At 65.2% G+C, this 276-nt stretch carries 1 protein-coding gene; it reads left to right on the forward strand.

From position 1 onward, the window contains the following. Positions 1–51: 51 nt before the first annotated feature. Positions 52–276: transposase zinc-binding domain-containing protein (locus ACWGS9_RS35765; RefSeq protein WP_454509555.1), on the forward strand; the 225-nt coding region annotated here is incomplete at its 3' end.

A 276-nucleotide genomic window follows, 5' to 3' on the forward strand; every position in this document is an offset into this window, starting at 1 on the left:
CGACCGGCTGATGGCGCTGATGGAGGATAAGTCGCCTCCCGGCTGAACCGGGTGCGCGCGGACCTGGAGGTTGCCGACATCTTCCGTGTTGCTGGGCCCGCCTACCGGGCTGCCCATACCGGGCACCTGAGCTTACATCAGCTCAAGGTGATGTCGGCGATCGAGAACTGCCGCACCGCAGCCCTTGGCGGGCATGTCGAAGCCTGCGAGGACTGCGGCCAGTGGCGCATCGCCTACAACAGCTGCCTTATGGGCAAAGCCGGTAATGGGGAGCTG

This window comes from Mesorhizobium sp. Arg314, from assembly GCF_053714275.1.